Origin of the sequence: Clostridium sp. HGF2 (genome assembly GCF_964240115.1) — a bacterium.
Lineage (GTDB): Bacteria > Bacillota_I > Bacilli_A > Erysipelotrichales > Erysipelotrichaceae > Clostridium_AQ > Clostridium_AQ innocuum.
In genome coordinates this window covers 75,405-91,571 of the sequence record NZ_CAXSSO010000007.1, presented here as the reverse complement: position 1 = coordinate 91,571, position 16,167 = coordinate 75,405, and the positions used below count along the sequence as shown (strand labels likewise).

Below are 16,167 nucleotides of genomic sequence, written 5' to 3'. Positions count from 1 at the left end.
CAACCCTCTATACCAGTCTGTCGAATAAATTCTGCAATCTCTTGCGTGATTCCCTTGGCATATTCAACGCCTCTTCGATCGGTACCGATACAATCTGGTTGTCCTTAATGCTGACACACTGGCCTCCTACACCCTGCATCAGCAGGTCCACCGCTTTTTCACCCATACGGGATGCCAATACTCGATCTGTCGGTGTCGGTGATCCTCCACGCTGAACGTGGCCTAGCACCGTGGCTCTACCTGAAAATCCAGTATTTAAGCTTACCTTTTTGGCAAACTGGTGAACATCTGTAATTTTTTCTGAAATGACTACAATCGCATGACGTTTTTTCTTGATCAAATCAAAATCACGCAATCTCTCCAGCACTTCACCTTCCTCGAAGCCTGTAGAGGATGTAATAACAATTTCAGCACCGCACGCTATTCCTGACCAGATTGCCAGGTCCCCGCAGCGGTTTCCCATAACTTCCACAATCGAACAGCGATGATGAGAGCTTGATGTATCTCTCAGTTTATCGACTGCCTCCACGATTGTCGTCAGAGCTGTATCAAACCCTATCGTAAAGTCTGTGCATGTGATGTCGTTATCAATGGTACCCGGCAATCCGATACAGTTGATTCCCATTTCCGTCAATGCCAGAGCACCGCGGTAAGAACCATCACCACCAATGACTACGATAGCCTCAATTCCACGTTTTTTTAACTGCTGAACTGCTTTGTTACGCACTTCGATATCCTTAAATTCGGGAAGTCGGGCAGACCCTAGAATCGTTCCGCCGCGGTCGATGATCTCACCGACGCTGGCTTTTGTCAAAGGCTCGATATAGCCTTCCACCATTCCTTTGTATCCATCATAAATACCAAAGACTTCGATTCCACTGTTGAGTGCAACCCTTGTGACGGCGCGAATTGCAGCATTCATTCCAGGTGCATCTCCACCGGAAGTAAGAACACCAATACGTTTTACCATAAAAATTCCTCCATTCACGGTTACTATGATACCATTATATTACAATTTTTACTAGCATTATTTTCGTCTTGTTTCGCCTTTTATAAATATTTCACAAGACAATGCACGGATGCGTTCCAACAGCCGCTCAGCCGCTACCGGTTCACTGCTTTTGCTTGCTGCCGCACACAGACGCTGCTTCAGCTCCTCCATGGAATAATTGCTCGTAAAGATCGTCAGGCGCCGTTTCTCCATGCGTGCGTCCATCAAGGGAAGCAGAATGTCATCCCGGCTCCAGGCCGTAACACTCTCACCGCCGATATCATCAAATACGACAACCTCAGCGTTGCGGATGCTGCGAAGTCTTGCCTCCATGGCATCCGGCTCATGAAATAAAAGCTTCAGATCGGAAATCAGCTTGGGGACATTGACGAACGCCACACGTTTTTCCTGCTTGGCATAATAATTGCACATGCCGGCCGCCAGCCAGCTTTTCCCGGCTCCAGGCTTTCCCCATAAGTATAGACCCTTTTGCGGATGTTCATTCATTAACAGATCAATAACCTTCGCAACTGCTGTCTTATATTCAACAGCCTCATGTTGCAGGCTCAGGCACGTAACATCCACCAGCAGATAATCCTCCAGCATATCCATCTGCTTATAGAAGCAGCGATGTGCATACTGCTTCTGCTGTTCCTTATAGTATGTACAATGCGATATCTGATTCATCAGCATTCCATCCAGATACAGATCGACGCGTGTTCCCTTTTCCGGCTGTCGGCAGAAATCTAATCCCCGGCAGTTTTCACACTTATCCATCACAGCTGTCCAGTCTGCAAATTTCCCACTGTGCTTCCACACAAAGTCCTCGTCGCAGCCATTGCGTTTCAGCCAGGCAAGCACATGGTCGTTTTTCATCAGCCGCGCAACAAGCGCCTCTTTCTTTTTTTTCTGTTCCTCGCTCAGTGTAAATGCAAATGATAATTTCTCCATTTACTCACCTCTCAGTTTCTTCATCTTCTGCAGCAGCTCATCTTCATCAAAATCTTCCACATCCACCTTGATTTCCTCCTGATTGTGATACCAGGACGGCAGCTCTTTTTTCTGAACCGGCTTGCGGCGACTTCCCTTTTCTTCCGTCTCGCGTTGAATATGCGCCAGCGCTTTTTCACTCGTATCGATTTCCAGACGCACCCAGGTGCTTGCCACCTTTTCAACGTATGCCTTCGGAAACTGCTGATTTTTCATTTTCAGCACGTACTCAATCAATACGTTGACAACCTCCGGCTTCATTTTGAAATCGGAAATCAGCGCTTCAATCAGATACTTGTCGCTGCGGCTGACCTCCACGCCATGCTGCAGGTTCTGCAGAAAGCGAACCGGTGGAAGACGATAGGGATCTTTGTTTTCCTCGGCATGAAATTCCGACTTACAGCTGCGCACCTTTTTTTTCAGCTGTTCCACGTTAAGCGTATTGGTTTTCAAATCCATGCTCTGGGAAACCAGCTTGCGCATGGTAATCTCATCGATGCCGTGAATCGTCGCTAGCTCTCCGATGATCCGCAGATTCTTCTCATTGCGGGCAGAGGAGGGAAATACCATCTGCGGCAGACCGGTTAAAAACCGATCATAATTGAAGCTTAAAGGGATATCGTTGTGATGCAGAAGATCCTGCTGTGGCTTCAGCTTGCGGAAATCCTCCTCCTGCACATCCTGCCAGTCCTCCTTCAGAATATTCACAAAGGGAATGGTGATTTCCTGATACGCTGACTTATCCTCACAGGGCTTGGCGAAGCTCAGCTTGTTGAACTCATATACATCCTTCCCCATTTCCTTCAGGTACAGACGCCCGAACACCTCATGTCTGAGAAATTCATTGCCGTCCTTGGGCATGAACACCTGATACAGATAGCTGTTTTTCGCAGCATCATAAAAGGTTTTCACCAACAGATACTGCTCCAGCACATGCCGGCTTTTCTCCATGGCTTCCATGCTCAGCCTACTGATAGTCTGAATCAGAATATGATTGCGAATCTTCTGATTTCTCGTACCGATGCTGACCAGCGTATGATACAGTGCCGCTGCATCGCTGCCGATCAGGGGAACATACAGCATAGTAAAGGAAGCATAGCGCTCCGCTGTCATTTCGCCCTGTACCTCAATACGGCATTTATCCTCTTTTCTGTTCACACGCTCACCTCAACTGCCTCTTCATGTTCAGTATATCACAAATCTGTCTTTTCAGACTTGCCGAATCGCTGTTATTGTAAAAAACGACATCTGCACGCTTTATTTTTTCCTGCTGCGGCAGCTGAAGCCGTAAGCGGCGCAGCGCTTCCTCTTTGGAAATATGGCGATACAGCTTCAGACGGGATAACAGCAGCTCCTCATCACAGGCCACTACCCAGACCTCATCAAAGGCATCCTCCCAGTGTACCTCAAAGAGCAGCGGCACCTCCACAACGACAATAGACTCCTTTGCATGTAATGCAAGCTCTTCAAAAATACGTTTCTTTATCAGTGGATGCAAAATCCCCTCTGCCTGTCTTTTTTTCTCAGGATCGCAAAAGATCAGATCACTCATCCGCTGGTGCATGATATTGCCCTCGTCATTCAGAATATCGGTTCCAAACATCTGAATCAGCGCTATATAGCCTTCCTCATGCTTTTGCAGCAGCTGTGCATTCACGGCATCACAATCCAGCACGGTAATGCCCTCCTCCTGCAATATTCGAATCACACTCGATTTTCCGGCTCCCATAACTCCGGTCAGTCCAATTGTTCTCATCTTCTTCGCTGGCATGTCGGACAGAAACAGGTTCCCCGTGTTGCGACGACAATCTTTTTGATCGTCGTCCCGCAAACCGGACATGCCTCTCCTTTCTTTGCATGTACCTTCAGCTTCAGCTGAAAGCGGCCATCCACACCAAGCTGGGAGGTATATGAGCGAATCGTCGTTCCTCCGGCACGTATTGCACCGTTTAGGATTCGACGGATATGATAGATCAGCTCCTCAAAGTCCTTTTTCCGCAAATGATTGATCATCGTTTCCGGATGCATATGCATGGCAAAGCAGATTTCGTCCGCATAAATATTACCAATACCGGCGATATAGCGCTGATCCAGCAGCACAGCCTTCAGCGCGGTCTTTTTCTTATGCAGCGTGTGGTACATCCACTCTGCCGTAATACGTTCATCAAAGGCATCATATCCGATATTTTTAAAGCACGGATAGGATGAAACATCCGCACGCTTCTCATACAGATACATCTTGCCGAATTTCCTTGTATCGTGATAGCGCAGCTGCCGTCCGTCACTTAGCTGCAGAATCACATGAACATGCTTATCATAGGGCTCCTGCGGCTGCTGCACATAGAACTTCCCCTCCATCCGCATATGGCAGATCCATTCCATATCCCCCAGATCAAAGCGCATATATTTTCCGTGACGGTGATACCCCTGTATTGTTTTTCCAACGATATCCCTGCAGAAGGCGGCTGCATCCGGATAGCCTATAATATTATTCCAGAACACCTCACAGCCGACAATCATCACGCGATCCAGCTGGTGCTCCAATGTTCTTACAACTGTTTCTACCTCTGGAAGCTCCGGCATATTCTTCACCTACTTTGCATCATACCAGGTCCTGCCGATATTCGCCTCGGCGATCAGCGGTACACGCAGCTTCATCGCATTCTGCATGCCCTCCTCGACAATGGTCCTCATCTGTTCCAGTTCATCTTCCCAGACATCAAAAATCAATTCATCGTGAATCTGCAGAATCATACGGGATTTCACCTGTTCCTCCTGCATTTTCTTATATATATGAATCATGGCGAGCTTGATCAAATCGGCAGCACTTCCCTGAATCGGTGCATTCATAGCCGCGCGCTTTCCGAATTCCCGCATCATATAGTTCTTATCACTGATTTCCTTGATATAACGGCGACGGTTGAATAGCGTTTTCACATACCCATGCTCCTCACAGAATGCTATCGTCGTATCCATAAAGCTTTTGATATTCGGATAGGATGCAAAATACTTATCAATAAAGGCATGTGCCTCCTTGCGGGTAATACCCAGCTGTTCACTCAGTCCAAAATCACTCTGTCCGTAAACAATACCGAAGTTTACTGTTTTCGCACTTCTGCGCATATTGGCATCCACGGCATCGTGTTCCACATCAAATATCTGCATTGCCGTTTTTGTATGAATATCAATGCCATGGTTAAAGGCATCGATCATCACCTCTTCATTCGCCATATGTGCCAGCATACGCAGCTCAATCTGGGAATAATCCGCAGACAGCAGCACATGTCCCTCACTGGCGACAAACGCCTTGCGAATCTCCTTTCCCTCCTCATCCCGCACGGAAATATTCTGCAGGTTTGGTTCCGAGGAGGACAAGCGGCCGGTCTGTGTCTGAATCTGATTGAAAATCGTATGAATCTTACCATCCTTTAAAACGTGTTTGCTTAAGCCAACCGCATAGGTGGAATAGATTTTCTGATACTTGCGATGCTCCAGCAGAAGCGGAATAATTGGATGCTGGGATGCCAGCTTTTCCAGTACATCCGCTGCAGTGCTGCGCTTCTTTCCTGCCTTTAAGCCAAGCTCATCATACAGAATACCGGCGAGCTGCTTCGGAGAATTGATATTGAATTCCATACCGGCAATCTCGTATATCTTTGCACTCAGGGCATCGATTTTATCACTGGTCGCCTTTGCGATTTCATCCAGAGTGGAAAGGCTGGTAACAACCCCTTCCTTTTCCATCGCGTACAGCACATGCGTCAGCGGCATTTCAATGGTAGTAAACAGCTCCATCATTTCCATTTCCCGTAACGCTGTATCCAGTTTGGCAACCAGATCCTGTAAATAATCGGCCTGCGCCATGGCATAGCGGGCAGCCTCGTCACTGTCCACCAGCTTTCCCTTGCCCTTTTTACCGAATACATCATCCTTTAACAGACTGCGGTCAAACTGATACTTCTCCGCCAGCTTATCGTAATCTGACAGCGTTCCATCCACCAGGAATGCCGCAATCATGACATCGAATGTAACATCCGCAAAGGGAATGTTGTTTTTATGCAGGGCGTGATAGAAGTTTTTCGCATCATATACCGCCTTGCCGTTTTCTTCTTTCAGCCATTCCAGAAATGCTGTATCCTGCAAGGCGTCTGACAGCTCTATGTACTCGGTGCGATCCTGCAGACTGATGGCAAAGCCATACAGCTGTGCATCATAATAGCTTTCATTATCCACATTGGCATACACCAGTGCCCCATCCTGTAAAAGATCAGGCGAAATCTGCTTCACAATCGTGCGGCTGCCTTCCTTTTTCACCTCTCTGGTATCCATGGTTTCCTTTACAAAGCTCTTCATTTCATATTTCACAAAGAAATCGTGCAGCTCTTCCCCCGGCTCCTTCAGCATCATATCCGCAAAGGGGAGCGGGATTTCGGCATCCACCTTGATCGTCGCAAGATACTTGGATAAAAATGCCTTTTCCTTATCCGTTTCCAGCTTTTCTTTCAGCTTGCCCTTGATTTCATCGATATGTGCATACACGTTATCCACGGTCTCGTATTCGCTTAAAAGCTTGAGTGCCGTCTTTTCACCGATGCCCTTCACGCCCGGAATGTTGTCCGCAGTATCTCCCATCAGCGCCTTCAGATCAATAATCTGTGAGGGTACGATTCCCATACTTTCCTTCAGCTTTGCCTCATCCATGACTTCCATTTCCGTAATCCCCTTTTTCATCAGATAGACATCCGTTGTCGGATCAATCAGCTGCAGCAGGTCACGGTCACTGGATAAAATATGTATTTCCACATCCGGATATTTCTTTGCCATACTTCCGATGATATCATCCGCTTCAATACCCTCGCATTCATAGCGCTTCATGCCATAGGCATCCAGGAATTCACGGGCAATCGGGAATTGTACGATCAGCTCCTGATCCAGTTCTTTTCTGGTTCCCTTATATTCGGTATACGTCTCATGCCGGAAGGTCGGCTTGCCTGCATCCCATGCGACCAGCACCGCATCCGGCTCCACCATGGACAGCGCCTTGTTGATCATCGTAATAAAGCCATATACCGCATTGGTCGGTACACCATTGCTCGTTTTCATCATTCTTCCATATACTGTCGCGTAGTATGCACGAAACAGCATGGAATTTCCATCAATCAGTAAAAGTTTTTTCATTGGGGGTTCCTCCATACGTTCTTATTTTACCACAGTTTTCGCTTCTTAGAAGAAGGATGCCTGATAAATTATCCAACTCAAAAGAAAAAGGTCCGGTTATGACCTTTAGGATGCTATCGATTCCAGTGCTTTCAGGTTATCATACATAATTGTCAGATAATCCTTGCTGGCCTTTTTATCTTCGCCTGAAATGCTGGAGAGATTGTTCAAATTCACAGGTATCAGTGCCAGCTCATCAATCAGCTGCTGCTGCAGCTTCTCCATATCCTCACTCAGATTCTGTTCAATTGCTATATATCGCACATGATCGCTTTTAATGCGCTTTTTGATAGCTGCCAGCTGATCGCTTGTCGGCAGTGCTCCGTATTTGGACAAGGTTACCGGATATACCTTAATGCCATAGGATTTCTGCCAGTTTCCAAACGATGGTGTCATGGAAACAAAGCTGATGTTCATCTTGCCGTCCGGGATAGCCTGAAAGTCTGCCTCCAGCCGGGCCAGATCCAATTCCAGAGCATCGTAGTTCTCATCGAAAATGTCCTTATACTGCGGATACTTCTGTACCAGATAGTCACGAATATCACTCGCCATGCTGGTCATCGCTACAGGATCCATCCAAAGCATGGGGTCTGCATCATAGGTATCCAGATTAGCAAATTCCTCTCCTTCGTAATATGGGCCTTCCGTTCCTGCCGTAATGCCGTCAATCGTTGTTGAGGTATAGCGTTCAAATTTATAAATTGCACTCTTGGTCGCAAGATCCACCATATCCACTCCGGTATCCCGGATATCGTCCACATACAAATCCATATACGGCTCCAAACCACCGATATAAAACAGGGCATCGCTGTCCTTCAATATATCCTGAAAGCTGGATTTGATCTGCGCACGCTGAATCATCGTATTTTCTGTTATATTGCTCACGGTTACATCATCACCGCCGATTCTTTCCACCAGATACTGTACAGGATATACGGTTGTGGCAATGCTTGGATTTTTCTCTTCACAGCCGCTGACAAGAAACAGCGCCAGAACAGATACAAGAAATAGTTTTACCTTCATAGATCCTGCCTCCCTTTCGTTCCATTATACCATTACATGCCCCTGTGGTACAATAGTCTTTACAGCACCTGCCATAAGGGTACCGCATACCCTTTGAGTATATCACATTTCTTTACGGACGCCTACTGTTTTTCTCGCTGCCGAAGCGCTGCGTGAGCCAGTCTTTCTCATCAATCCAGCCTCTGCCGTACTTTATGATATTCCTTCGACCGCGGTATAAATCGAAGGATTCATTCAGGATCGGATCATAAGCTACCGGATGCAGCCTGCGATAATGAAAAAACTGCAGCTGTGTCAGAGGAAGCGAGCGCCAGGACAGGAAAATCTGCAGAATCAGAAAGATCAGTACGATGACAGCACTCACTCCCTGCAGCAAATGAAAGTAAAAAACAGCTGTGATGGAAATAAGGGAGCAAATAAGGGTTGCATATTCCGCTGTACGAAAGCGTAAAAAGCAGTGAAAAAAAGTCTGCATAAGCCGTCCTCCGTCCAGCGGATAGATCGGCAGCAGATTAAACAGCAGAATGGAAGCATTGATCGTATGCAGATAGGATGCAAAGGATGGTGACAGGATCCCCTTTGCCACACAGAATTGAAACAGGGATGGAAACAGAACATGCATCAGCGGGCCTGCGGAAATAATGAGAATTTCCTTCACCAAAGAGCCGTGACCGATATGCGTTATGGTTGCCGCCAGTCCGAAGGGGTATATATTGATTCGTTCAATCGGGTAATGAAAGAGAATGGCACATAACATATGTGCCATCTCATGAATGGTAAGCATGATAAAGATCCATCCGATCAGACGGGCTACAGGCAGATACGGCAGCATCAGCAGATACGGCAGCCAAAGCAGAGATATCCGTATCCGCAGCTTATGAAAATGCATCGCTCACCTTGATTTTCTCATTATCCTTCAATGCGTTGATGGTTACATAGCTGTCAGCCGTCCCCAGAACAGCCTCCTTGAGAATGCGGTCATCCTGCTTTACCTTGACCTCATTGAGATTTCCATAGGTTACCACTGCACCATTGTCCTGCTTTACGGTGACGCTGCTTTTTTTATCCGCCTGCTTCTGCACATGAAGCACGACACCGGCATATCCGCTGCGTGCCTGATTGGTACCGTTGGAATAATGATCGTCCTTCAGCAGTGTATACACCGGTGATGTGGAAACCGGTTCCTCCTTCAGTGAAAACCAGTTTTCAAAGGGCAGCCAGCTTCCCAGATCCTCCAGATGGAACTGCTGTATCACGGCAGGCATTTTTACCAGATTCAGCTTCTGATTGAGCAGCAGAGCCAGTACGACAACACAGATGCACATCATGAGCATGACCGCATGATAGATCATACGAAACAGGATGAACGGACGCTGCTTCTGTTCCTGCGCCCCTGCTCCGTCAAATCTTCGGCCTCTGATTCGTTTTCTAACTCTTCTTAAATCGTCCATATCATCCCTCCTGCTAACACTATATGCGCACGCTGCTGGAAATAGAAGTGCCGCAGCCGCTTTCCAGTCTGTGCTTTTGCACGTGCTGTATAGCGAAATGGAACTGGTATGAGGATGCTGAGATTATTCAGGCAGAAAATCAGGAACACAGAGGCATAACACGCAAATGCCGTTGGCCGCACCTTCCCGCATCTATCTTTCCCACAAGATAAAAAAGCCTGCCAGTGCATACTGACAGGTCTATGGTTATATGTATATTGCGTACCCTTATTTCTGTAATGCCTGCAGGCACTTCACCGCTTACTTTTTATACGTCCGGCTCCACAGCATTATCGTACAGCCTGCGGTCCGTTTTCTGCTCATAAACCTCGATAGCGGTTTTAATGGCGATCGCTGCAGGTACACTCACCATGATGCCAACAGCTCCCATGATGACACCCCCTGCGAACACAGCGAATAAGGTAATCAGCGGGCCCATGGCACTGCGCTTTTCATGAACCAGAGGCGAGATGACATAGGCATCCACATTGGATAAGATCATGATACCGATAATCAAAGCCACGATGTTACTCGGCGGCAGCGTCAGTGCTGTGATGATACCGATGCTGTTGGCAATCGTACCACCCAGGTAGGGAATGATGACACCAAACGATGTCAGCAGGCCGATAATCAGCCAGTCCTGATGTCCGATCATAAAATAAAAGGCAGAGTATTCAATAAATTTAATCAGCATCAGAATAATCAGGGATTTCAGATATACAGCGACATTCTGATCGATTTCATGCAGATATATATCGCTGTTCTTGAAAAACAGGTGAACAAATTTCCGCAGACCGCGCTTGATGCGATCAAAGTCAAACAGCATATAGATTGCAATGATGATGGAGAACAGAACGTTGGTCACCACATTCAATACCGTATTCATCAGTCCCGGCAGACTGGAAACCAGCTGCGGAACCCAGTCATCATAGGATTGCAGGATATTGACAATATTATTTGTGATGCTGTTTACCAGTGAGAAATCCTTCATATTTCCCAGAGTCTTTATTTTATTGGAAATCCAGACAACACCGTCAATCATGCTGGTCATAAATTCATTGATTTTATCATACAGCACCGGCATCAGCATAACAAGCATCACGATTAGAAACACCAGTACGCACACCCATATGGCGATGATGGAAAAATTCTTCGGTATCCCCTTCTTTTCCAGAAATTCCACAAGAGGATGCATCACATATGCAAGGACAAAGCCGATGATAAACGGCTGCAAAATGGATCGCAGCATCCGGTACCAGCTTCCCCATACAACCTGTGTCTTAATCAGCAGGAACAGAATCAGTAACACGCAGATCACCTTGCACAGGGTATAAATAGAAAACCTCTGATCTATTTTTTTCAGAAATCTTTTTAACATAACACCACCATACTTTCACTTTTCTATTCTACCATGCCGAAGGAAAAAAAACCAGCGAAGCATGCTTGAACAAATTCTGAGGATATTGCCTCACTGCCGTGCATTGTGACATATGATGATGTTTCTGCCGAAACTGCTTTGCCATCCAGCGATGCGTATACCGGATATCCTCGGCTTCAGAATTCCTTGCAGAATGCATAAGGCTTCTGACTCACCTTGCTATGCAAGTCAGAAGCCTCTATAAGCCTCAGCAGACAACCGTTCATCCAAACAGCTTCTGCAAAAATTTCCTTTCACGATATTTCGGCAGCGGACAGCGCTGTCCCAGCATACGGCGGACAATGCTGTCAAAGCAGCTGTAGGTCTGCGTTTCCCGCTGCAATACGATCGGCTTGCCATGATTGTTGGAGCGCATCATATTCTCATCATCGAATACGTAGCCGAGAAAATCGATGGACAGCCACTGCTTCGCCTCCTCCAGCGAAACGCTGATACCCCGATCCATATGATGCACGTTCATGCGGTTGACGATAAAGGAAATATGCTCCATTCCCTCCTTCATCAGAATACCGATGATACGGTCTGCATCCTGCAATGCCGTCACATCAAGTGTCGTTACGACAATTGCTCTGCTCACACAGGCAATCGAATGTATAAAGCCGCTTTCGATTCCTGCCGGTGTATCCAGCAGTATGTAATCAAACTGGTTTTTCAGCTCCTCTACGACGATTTTTAAATCCTCACCGTGGAAATACTGTATATGTATCGTTTTGCATGCCGGAAGCAGGTACAGATTATCCTGACGCTTATCACGAATCATCGCATTTGCCAGGGTACAGCGCCCCTCCATCACATCCTTTAAATCATAGATTACACGGTTTTCCAAACCCAGCATAACATCCAGGTTTTTCAAGCCCAAATCCACATCGATCAGACAAACCCTGTAGCCCTTCTGCGCCAGGACCATGCCCATATTGATACAGACGCTGCTTTTTCCAACGCCGCCTTTTCCGGAAGTAATTGCTATTGCCTCTCCCACATTCTCTCCTCCTTATATTCCTTCATTTCCAAATGTCTGTTCTCATAATAGACTTTGCAGGGCGCAAAGGATGTCATATTTTGGAAATGAGTATCACATATCCGCACATTTCCATCGATATGCGAAGCCGCCAGCACGCAATCCTCATGCAGTAAATCCACACTGCCCTGCACACTGCCCAGTACATACAGCGATTCACTGCTTGTCACGAAGGCCTGCTTACGGATATTGCCCAGCAAAAGCAGCGGCTCATGAAAGCGGTAGTGCTCTCCACCCCGCAGCTCCTGTTCCAGAATGCGCCTTGACTTTTCCTGCGGCAGCTCATTGATGCCGGCAATCAGGGTGTGACAATCTGCACAAAGCTGAAACAGCTCCTGCAGATGCTGCGGCTTCAAGCCTTCGATATGAAAAAAAGCCTCAAAATACTGTCCGTTCTTATTCTGACAGAATTTGAGTCTTTCCTTCAGCTGCTGGAAAAATGCAGATGCATCATCATACTGCGCATAAATGTGATAGGTATCGTTTATTCCTTTGATTTTAATCTGAACCATTCGACCTTCTCCCCTTTTCGTATACGGAGTGCTTTCATTTCCAGATAGTCGTCCTTGATACGAATGAGGAATACAATAACCATGACAAGAATCGCATTAGCGAGCAAGGTCATTAGCTCATAACGCTCCGCCCACAGCATCAGCGACATACTGGTAATTCTTTGAAAGTTCATATAGCAGTATATCAGAAGATCCTTGACGAAAATTGTCACAATACAGAGAACCAGCGATTCAATCAGCGTCTCCGTCATATGCTTGCTCCACAGCTGCAGCAGACACGCTATGACGGTATAAATAATCGCATAGAGCAGAAACGTGTTCGCAAAACAGAAATCGTAAATCATACCGCAGCCAAAAGCGAACAGGCAGGAATCCAGAAAACTGAATTTACGAATTGTCAGCACCATGGCACAGAAGCCAAGATTCGGTATGAACAGCAGATCGTTAATCAGATAGCTGTTGGGAAAAATCACGGTAAGTATTTCATCGATCAGAAAGCAGATGATGACAAAGACGATATGCGCCATGCCTACTCATCTCCCTTTTCAACGATGACACTAACAATTGAGAACGTCTGAAAATCATCAATTGGCCGAACATAGATGGTCTGTCCGGTCTGATTGGAGAGCGCCTGCACACTGTCCACGGTGCCGATCAGCAGTCCGCTTGGATAGCCGCCGCCCTTGCCGCTTGTGACGACCTGCATTCCCTTTTTGATTTCACTGCTGTCATCAAACAGCAAAACGATATAGCAGCCGCGCTTGACATCATAGCTCTGCAAAACACCCAGAGAGCTTTTCTTTTCATCCAGCAGAATCTTAATGGATGCTGAATTCAGCTTATCTTCACTGGTCAGCAGCTTGACAACGCTGGTATGAGCGGAAACACTCTTGATCTTTCCAACCATGCCATTCGTACTTTCTACTGCCATACCGGCCTTAATGCCTTCCTTGCTGCCCTTATCAATGGTAATCTCATTGTTCCAGGTAGCCTGATCACGCAGAATAACCTTCGCCCATGTCCGTTTATATGTATCATCACTCGTTTTGATGCCCAATGCTTCCTCAAGCTCTGCATTTTTTTGTTTCTCATTGACATACTTTGCCTTGTAGGAAGGATTTTTGCTCAGCTCATAGCGCAGCCGGTCATTTTCCTCATTCACGCTCCATAGGTTTGCAAAATCACTGAACAGATTTTTTACGGTTTCTGTCGGATAATCAATCAGTGCATATTTCAGCATCGTGACTACATCATAGCCGATATTGCTTGTTACAGAGCCGCTCATACTCCTTAAAAGGATACCTATCATCACAAAGAACGCGATAACGCCTAAGATTATTTTTTGAAAACGATTCAATTTTGACATGCTCTCACCTATTTCTTCATGTTTCCCATATATTATATAGGGGAAAGAAAAATAGTTCAATGACAATCTGGTTTTTGTCAAAATCTTAAGAAAACTTTAGGAAAGTCCCGGCTGCAGCAGTCCCTTCTGTGCGAAGCTGAAATATGTATTGCGGCTGACGATAATATGATCCATCAGTGGAATCGCCGTCATGACGCCGCACTCCTCAATACTTCTGGTCAAAGAGATATCCGCTGAGGATGGCTGCGGATCACCGGACGGATGGTTGTGGACACATAGGATTTTCGCACATCCAAGCTGCATCGCTTCCCGAAAGATTTCCCTTGGATGCACACTCGCATTGGTCAGGGTGCCGACAAACATCACGCGGCTGCTGATCAGCTGATTTTTCTGATTGAGGAACAGTACGAGAAAATGCTCCTGCTGTTCATAGCCGATCTGCTGATTGACCCATTCCAGAATATCCTGCGGATGATGGATGCCCGGCGCATGCAGCACCTCATCAAAAGCGATTCTGCGTCCCAGCTCAAATGCCGCCATAAGAGAAATGGCTTTCGCCTCCTTGATTCCCGATAGTCCCATCAGCTCCTGCATATTCGCCTTTCCCAAATCCCCCATAGAGCTCCAGTGCCTCAGCACCTCATCTGCCAGCTCCAGTGCGGACATGGAACGCGTGCCGCTGCGTAATACCAGAGCCAGCAGCTCCCGATTGGAAAGCGCCGCTATTCCGTGCTGCAGCGCCTTTTCTCTTGGACGCTCCTCCTTGTTTAATTCCTTTACTTTCATTTTCCAATCCTTTCCAGCGCCTTGTCATATGCCTGCTCATCAATTAGTTTGACCACATCGGAATTCTCTACGGTAACATTTTTCGGAATGTAGCTGTATTTCAACGCTTTCAGCTTCTGCTGAACCTGCTGACTTTCCTTTTCATCACTGCTTACACCGCAAACGACAGCCGTCAGCTTATCCTGCTTCATCGTATAGCTTTTCAGACCTTCCTTTTCCAGCTTTTCCTGCATATCCTGCACACTCTGTGCCTTTTCATATAATCCCACCTGATTCATATACAGCGTTCGCTTATCATCATTCGCTTTTCCCAGCGTAAAGGAAAACAGCACATAATACATCAGACAGAATACCACGGAAAACAGAATACCGAACAGCATAATCAGCCGTTTATTTTCCACATGCATCACCTCACCCTAACCATATGCATCCCGCATTTGACACATACCTCATTCGACAGGAAAGGATAAAACACCTCCTTACACTATATCTATACGATTTAAAATCGGGAAACTCCTAAAAAATCCGCTAATTCATGTAAATCTTTCTATTATTTCCAATCACAGATGTCAAAAAAGCAGAAAGCTGTGGTACAATTACGCATATGGAGGTACCGATATGAAAAAATGGATTGCACTGCTTGCACTGATGTGTCTTTGTACTGTATCCGGCTGTACAAAAAAAGAAACACCACGGTCCCCTGCGGAAACGACGGCAGCCTTTTTAAACGGCATTCAAAATCAGGACAGTGATGCGGTAAAAGCTTCCAGTGACTGGAAGAATTTCAATATAAAAGCATTTTCAGTCGATGACAGTGATTATATGGATTCTGTTGACAAAAAGCTGCAGAAGCAGACATATGAGAAAATGATGTATTTTGAGCATAAGGAAGGCAAGGAAACCATCCAGGACAATCAGGCAACTGTCACAGTGAAAATCAAGCAGTACGATTTCTCAAAAACTCTGAAATCCGGTATGGAGCAGGCGGAGAAGAAGGTACAGGAGCTTAGCAAAAAGGATGTCAGCGATGCGGAAACCGAAGCAGCCATCGCAACTGTTCTCTTTAAAAGTCTGCAGAAAACAGATGTCATGAAAACTACGGATGTTCAGATACAGCTGAAGAAAACAGAGGATGTCTGGATGGTGAGCAGTGATAATGCGCAGCTGGAAAAGCTGTTGAGTGCAAATCTCAATCTGATGCAGGAGCAGTAACGGACAGGAGCCCTGAGAAGCTTCTGTTTTTTATTTGAGACAGACCTCTTCCGGGTTGCCAAAGCCATTCGCACAAACGATAAGCGCTAATATGCAGATTACTAAATATGAAGGAATCTGCATA

At 46.4% G+C, this 16,167-nt stretch carries 17 protein-coding genes; 1 reads left to right on the top strand and 16 read right to left on the bottom strand.

What is annotated here, in order from left to right; genetic code table 11:
* Positions 1-7 precede the first annotated feature (7 nt).
* The 16 genes from pfkA to ACESPQ_RS13090 all read right to left on the bottom strand — a co-directional run bounded on the left by pfkA (position 8) and on the right by ACESPQ_RS13090 (position 15,232).
* Positions 8-970 carry a 6-phosphofructokinase gene (gene pfkA, locus ACESPQ_RS13165; RefSeq protein WP_002608651.1) on the bottom strand — a complete coding sequence of 321 codons (963 nt, stop codon included), beginning with the start codon at positions 968-970 and terminating at the stop codon, positions 8-10.
* A 57-nt stretch (positions 971-1,027) separates the two neighbouring features.
* Positions 1,028-1,942 carry an AFG1/ZapE family ATPase gene (gene zapE, locus ACESPQ_RS13160; RefSeq protein ID WP_373144463.1) on the bottom strand — a complete coding sequence of 305 codons (915 nt, stop codon included), beginning with the start codon at positions 1,940-1,942 and terminating at the stop codon, positions 1,028-1,030.
* Complete coding sequence (locus ACESPQ_RS13155; protein ID WP_002608649.1) at positions 1,943-3,139, bottom strand: DnaD domain protein; 1,197 nt, start codon at positions 3,137-3,139, stop codon at positions 1,943-1,945.
* Between the two features lie 4 nt (positions 3,140-3,143).
* Positions 3,144-3,737, bottom strand: coding sequence for a dephospho-CoA kinase (gene coaE, locus ACESPQ_RS13150; protein ID WP_373144462.1), 594 nt, complete (start codon positions 3,735-3,737; stop codon positions 3,144-3,146).
* Positions 3,734-4,564, bottom strand: coding sequence for a DNA-formamidopyrimidine glycosylase (gene mutM / locus ACESPQ_RS13145; protein ID WP_257333335.1), 831 nt, complete (start codon positions 4,562-4,564; stop codon positions 3,734-3,736). The genes coaE and mutM overlap by 4 nt, the downstream gene beginning before the upstream one ends.
* Before the next feature lie 9 nt (positions 4,565-4,573).
* A complete protein-coding gene (gene polA / locus ACESPQ_RS13140) occupies positions 4,574-7,159 on the bottom strand; it encodes a DNA polymerase I (protein ID WP_373144461.1) in 2,586 nt (861 codons plus the stop codon).
* Positions 7,160-7,264: 105 nt separating this feature from the next.
* Positions 7,265-8,221: a metal ABC transporter solute-binding protein, Zn/Mn family gene (locus ACESPQ_RS13135; RefSeq protein WP_257379117.1), complete on the bottom strand. Its 957-nt coding sequence runs from the start codon at positions 8,219-8,221 to the stop codon at positions 7,265-7,267.
* 112 nt (positions 8,222-8,333) lie between these two features.
* Positions 8,334-9,110, bottom strand: coding sequence for a site-2 protease family protein (locus tag ACESPQ_RS13130; RefSeq protein WP_002608644.1), 777 nt, complete (start codon positions 9,108-9,110; stop codon positions 8,334-8,336).
* Positions 9,097-9,672, bottom strand: a complete 576-nt coding sequence (locus ACESPQ_RS13125; RefSeq protein ID WP_002608643.1) for a peptidoglycan DD-metalloendopeptidase family protein — start codon at positions 9,670-9,672, stop codon at positions 9,097-9,099. Before ACESPQ_RS13125 ends, ACESPQ_RS13130 begins: the two co-directional genes overlap by 14 nt.
* 307 nt (positions 9,673-9,979) lie before the next feature.
* Complete coding sequence (locus tag ACESPQ_RS13120; RefSeq protein WP_373144460.1) at positions 9,980-11,089, bottom strand: AI-2E family transporter; 1,110 nt, start codon at positions 11,087-11,089, stop codon at positions 9,980-9,982.
* 262 nt (positions 11,090-11,351) lie between these two features.
* Positions 11,352-12,128 (bottom strand): septum site-determining protein MinD, encoded by a 777-nt coding sequence (minD, locus tag ACESPQ_RS13115; protein WP_002608641.1) that lies wholly within the window; start codon positions 12,126-12,128, stop codon positions 11,352-11,354.
* The gene (locus ACESPQ_RS13110) at positions 12,113-12,679 is read right to left on the bottom strand and encodes a hypothetical protein (protein WP_002608640.1); all 567 of its coding nucleotides are present in this window, start codon (positions 12,677-12,679) and stop codon (positions 12,113-12,115) included. Before ACESPQ_RS13110 ends, minD begins: the two co-directional genes overlap by 16 nt.
* Positions 12,652-13,206 carry a hypothetical protein gene (locus ACESPQ_RS13105; RefSeq protein WP_002608639.1) on the bottom strand — a complete coding sequence of 185 codons (555 nt, stop codon included), beginning with the start codon at positions 13,204-13,206 and terminating at the stop codon, positions 12,652-12,654. The genes ACESPQ_RS13110 and ACESPQ_RS13105 overlap by 28 nt, the downstream gene beginning before the upstream one ends.
* Before the next feature lie 2 nt (positions 13,207-13,208).
* Positions 13,209-14,045 carry a rod shape-determining protein MreC gene (gene mreC, locus ACESPQ_RS13100; RefSeq protein WP_008819413.1) on the bottom strand — a complete coding sequence of 279 codons (837 nt, stop codon included), beginning with the start codon at positions 14,043-14,045 and terminating at the stop codon, positions 13,209-13,211.
* A 96-nt stretch (positions 14,046-14,141) separates the two neighbouring features.
* A complete protein-coding gene (gene radC, locus ACESPQ_RS13095) occupies positions 14,142-14,831 on the bottom strand; it encodes a RadC family protein (RefSeq protein ID WP_257333323.1) in 690 nt (229 codons plus the stop codon).
* The gene (locus ACESPQ_RS13090) at positions 14,828-15,232 is read right to left on the bottom strand and encodes an SPOR domain-containing protein (RefSeq protein WP_373144459.1); all 405 of its coding nucleotides are present in this window, start codon (positions 15,230-15,232) and stop codon (positions 14,828-14,830) included. Before ACESPQ_RS13090 ends, radC begins: the two co-directional genes overlap by 4 nt.
* A 217-nt stretch (positions 15,233-15,449) precedes the next feature.
* Between ACESPQ_RS13090 and ACESPQ_RS13085 the strand changes: the two genes are divergently transcribed.
* Positions 15,450-16,043 (top strand): hypothetical protein, encoded by a 594-nt coding sequence (locus tag ACESPQ_RS13085; protein WP_109770340.1) that lies wholly within the window; start codon positions 15,450-15,452, stop codon positions 16,041-16,043.
* Positions 16,044-16,167: the final 124 nt, after the last annotated feature.